This window comes from Saccharopolyspora sp. NPDC002578, from assembly GCF_053592695.1.
The window spans coordinates 1-3,410 of record NZ_JBSFWJ010000158.1; the positions used below are offsets into that span (position 1 = coordinate 1).

Annotated in this window: 3 protein-coding genes; 2 read left to right on the forward strand and 1 reads right to left on the reverse strand. The window is 71.8% G+C overall.

The features are described from left to right. Nucleotides 1-231 precede the first annotated feature (231 nt). On the reverse strand, nucleotides 232-1,098 hold the full coding sequence (locus ACWD38_RS30225) for an inositol monophosphatase family protein (protein WP_184476069.1): 867 nt from the start codon (nucleotides 1,096-1,098) through the stop codon (nucleotides 232-234). A gap of 201 nt (nucleotides 1,099-1,299) precedes the next feature. On the opposite strand from ACWD38_RS30225, the gene ACWD38_RS30230 reads away from it, so the two are divergent. Both ACWD38_RS30230 and ACWD38_RS30235 read left to right on the forward strand, forming a co-directional pair. Continuing rightward, nucleotides 1,300-2,430, forward strand: a complete 1,131-nt coding sequence (locus ACWD38_RS30230; protein WP_184476072.1) for a glycosyltransferase family 4 protein — start codon at nucleotides 1,300-1,302, stop codon at nucleotides 2,428-2,430. 26 nt (nucleotides 2,431-2,456) lie between these two features. After that, on the forward strand, nucleotides 2,457-3,146 hold the full coding sequence (locus ACWD38_RS30235) for a demethylmenaquinone methyltransferase (RefSeq protein ID WP_450125441.1): 690 nt from the start codon (nucleotides 2,457-2,459) through the stop codon (nucleotides 3,144-3,146). Nucleotides 3,147-3,410: the final 264 nt, after the last annotated feature.

Below are 3,410 nucleotides of genomic sequence, written 5' to 3' on the forward strand. Positions count from 1 at the left end.
CGCTGCGGGATCTTTTTCCCGAGTGGCTCCGCCACGAGGGAAAAAGCTGTCCTCGCGAGAAGACGACTGAGAACCCGCGGGTGGTCTTCTTGCTCAGGCTGGTCACTGCTCAGCGGCTTCGCCGCTGACAGGACAACTGCCAGGAACGCCGCTCACGTGCGAAGGCAAGATCAAAGAAAGGCAGTTCTCGCCACCCGCCGCACCAAACATCGAACGGTCGCGGGAATCCGGTCAGCGGGCGGCTTGTTGCCACCATTCGAGTACGTCACCGGCGACCGCCGGGCCTGCCACCAGCAGGCCACCCATCGGCAGGGTCGCCGGTTCGCCGCGGCGGTCGAGCACGGCGGCGCCGGATTCGACGGCGAGCGCCAACGCGCCCGCGACGTCCCACTCCTCGTAGGAGTCCAGCACCGCCGCCGTCGCGTGGCCCAGCGCGACCTGCGCGATCGCCAACGCCGGGGAACCCAGCAGCCGCACGCCCACCTGGGCTTTCGTCGCGTTGCTGATGAACCGGTCCATCCCCGGCCACGTCCCGCCGCGGGTGAGTTCGGTGCACACGATGCCGGCGCGGGTCTCCTGCTGATCGGCGAGCCGCACCGGGGTGCCGTTGGCGCGCATGCCCCGGCCGCGCGCCGCCGCGTAGATCTGCGACCGGTACGGGTCGGCCACCACGCCCACCACCGGCCCGTGCTCGTCGAGCATCGCGAGGCTGTAGGCGCACCACGGCATCCCGGCCACGTAGTTCGCGGTCCCGTCCACCGGGTCCACCGACCAGCGGTACCGGGCCGAACCGGAGCGGGCGGTGAGCTGGTCGGCGACCGACGTGGACCATTCCGGGTCCGAGTCGAACTCTTCGCCGAACACCGGGACGCCGGGGAATTCGTCGCCCAGCACGCGGCGCGTGTGCCGTTCCAATGTGCGGCCCGTGTCCGTGACCCAGTCGAACGGCGACTCCGACGCCGCGGGCCTCGCCCCCCGCCCCGCCGTCGCGGTGATAACGTCGGCGGCGTCGTTCGCGAGCCGCCCCGCCACTTCCAGCGCACGGGAGATCAGTCCGGGCTCGATGTCGTGGGAAGGCTGCGAAGGCAAGACCGTCATGCCGCTCCAGTGTCGTGACCCCCGGTGTATGCGAAGCCACACCGAGGTGGACGCGGAAAGAGGACCTGCCGACCTTTGCCCTCGCCGATCCGCGCCGCGAGCGGGACGGGGCGGGGCAGTTGGCCGGTATTTACGTTCGTGTTCCGAGCGGTGTCACGCGGGGGACGTCTGGGCGCCGAGGTCGGGCGGGACCGTGTCGTCGTGCGCATCGCCATCGTGTCGGAGAGTTTCCTACCGCAGGTAAACGGGGTCACGAACTCCGTGCTGCGGGTGATCGAGCACGTGCGTCGCCGGGGTGATGAGGCTCTGGTGATCGCTCCGGGTGCCGGGCCGGAGGAGTACGAGGGCACTCCGGTGATCCGGTTGCCCGCGGTGGACCTCCCGGTGGTGTCGTCGCTGCCGATCGGGTTCCCGACCCGGCGGTTGCTGCAGGGGCTGCAGGACTTCGGGCCGGACGTCGTGCACTTGGCTTCGCCGTTCGTGGTGGGCGCTCGGGGGCTCGCGGCGGCGCGGAAGCTGGGCGTGCCGACGGTCGCCGTGTACCAGACCGACGTCGCCGGGTTCGCCGAGTCGTACGGGCTGGGCCTGACGGCGCGCGCCGCGTGGCGCTGGACGCGGCGGCTGCACTGCGGGGCGGACCGCACGCTCGCGCCGTCGACCTGGGCGGCGGAGGCGTTGCGGCAGCACGGCGTGCCCCGGGTGCACCGGTGGGGCCGCGGCGTGGACACGGCCCGGTTCCACCCGGCGAAGCGCGACGAGTCGTTGCGCGCCGAGCTCGCTCCCGGCGGGGAGCTGCTGGTCGGCTACGTCGGCAGGCTCGCCCCGGAGAAGCACATCGAGCGGCTCGCCGCGCTCAACGACGTGCCGGGGGTGCGGGTCGTGGTCGTCGGCGACGGGCCGCAGCGGGAGGCGCTGGCCGCGGAGCTGCCCGGAGCCGCTTTCCTGGGGCTGCGCACGGGTGACGAGCTGGCGCGGATCTACGCGAGCCTCGACGTGTTCGTGCACACCGGCCCGTACGAGACGTTCTGCCAGTCGGTGCAGGAGGCGATGGCCGCCGGGATCCCCGCGATCGCGCCGGACGCGGGCGGCCCCCGCGACCTCGTGCTGCCGGGGCGGACCGGCTACCTGCTGCCGCCGCACGACGAGGCCGCGTACGCCGAGCGGTTGCGCGCGGCCGTCGGCGCGCTGCGCGATCCGGCGTTGCGGGCGCGCTTCGGCGCCGCCGCGCGGGAGTCCGTCGCGCAGCGCACCTGGCCCGCGTTGTGCGAGCAGCTGATCGGCCACTACGGGGAGGTCATCGGGCGGCCCCGGGCCGACCGGTTGGCCGCGTGAGCGCGCGCTGCACGTAGGCTGCACGGGTGTCTCGTGCCGGTTTGGACAAGGATCCGCAAGCGGTCGCCGCGATGTTCGACGGCGTCGCGAAGCGCTACGACCTGACGAACACGGTGATGTCGTTCGGCCAGGACCGGCGGTGGCGGCAGATCACCCGGCAGGCGCTCGACCCGAAGCCGACGGAGCGGGTCCTGGACCTGGCCGCGGGCAGCGGGGTGTCGACCGCGGAGCTCGCGCGTTCCGGCGCGTGGTGCGTGGCCGCGGACTTCTCGCTCGGGATGTTGTCGGTGGGGCGGGACCGCGGGCTGCCGATGGTGGCCGCCGACGCGCTGCACCTGCCGTTCGCGGACGCCTCGTTCGACGCGGCGACGATCTCGTTCGGCCTGCGCAACGTGGTGGACACCGTGGCGGGGCTGCGGGAGATGGCGCGTGTCGTGCGCCCCGGCGGCCGGCTCGTGGTGTGCGAGTTCTCCACGCCCACCTGGGAACCGTTCCGCACGGTCTACATGAACTACGTGATGCGGGCGCTCCCGCCCATCGCGCGCGCCGTGTCGTCCAACCCCGACGCGTACGTCTACCTGGCAGAGTCCATCCGGTCCTGGCCGGACCAGCAGGCGCTGTCGACGAAGATCGCCGAAGCGGGCTGGTCCAAGGTCGCCTGGCGAGACCTCATGGGCGGAGCCGTAGCAGTCCACCGAGGCTTCAAACCCGAATAAGGCCACCCCGGCAAACCCGAGGCGGACGGGCAACCCCACACCAACCTCGCGGCCAAAGCCCGTGCCTTTGCGGCGAAGCCGTGCTCTGGGCGGCGAAGCCACGCCTGCCTTGCGGCCGAAGGCCGTGCCTGTATGTGCGAAGCACATAGCCCACGTCCAAAAGGTGACAACCCGCGGGTTCTCAGCTTCCTTCTCGCGAGGACAGCTTTTTCCCTCGTGGCGGAGCCACTTGGGAAAAAGATCCCGCAGCGAGAAGGAAGCTGA

What these genes read in the sequence shown, in the direction of transcription:
- ACWD38_RS30225 (WP_184476069.1), bottom strand. Translation starts at nt 1,098, where the DNA reads ATGACGGTCTTGCCTTCGCAGCCTTCCCACGACATCGAGCCCGGACTG.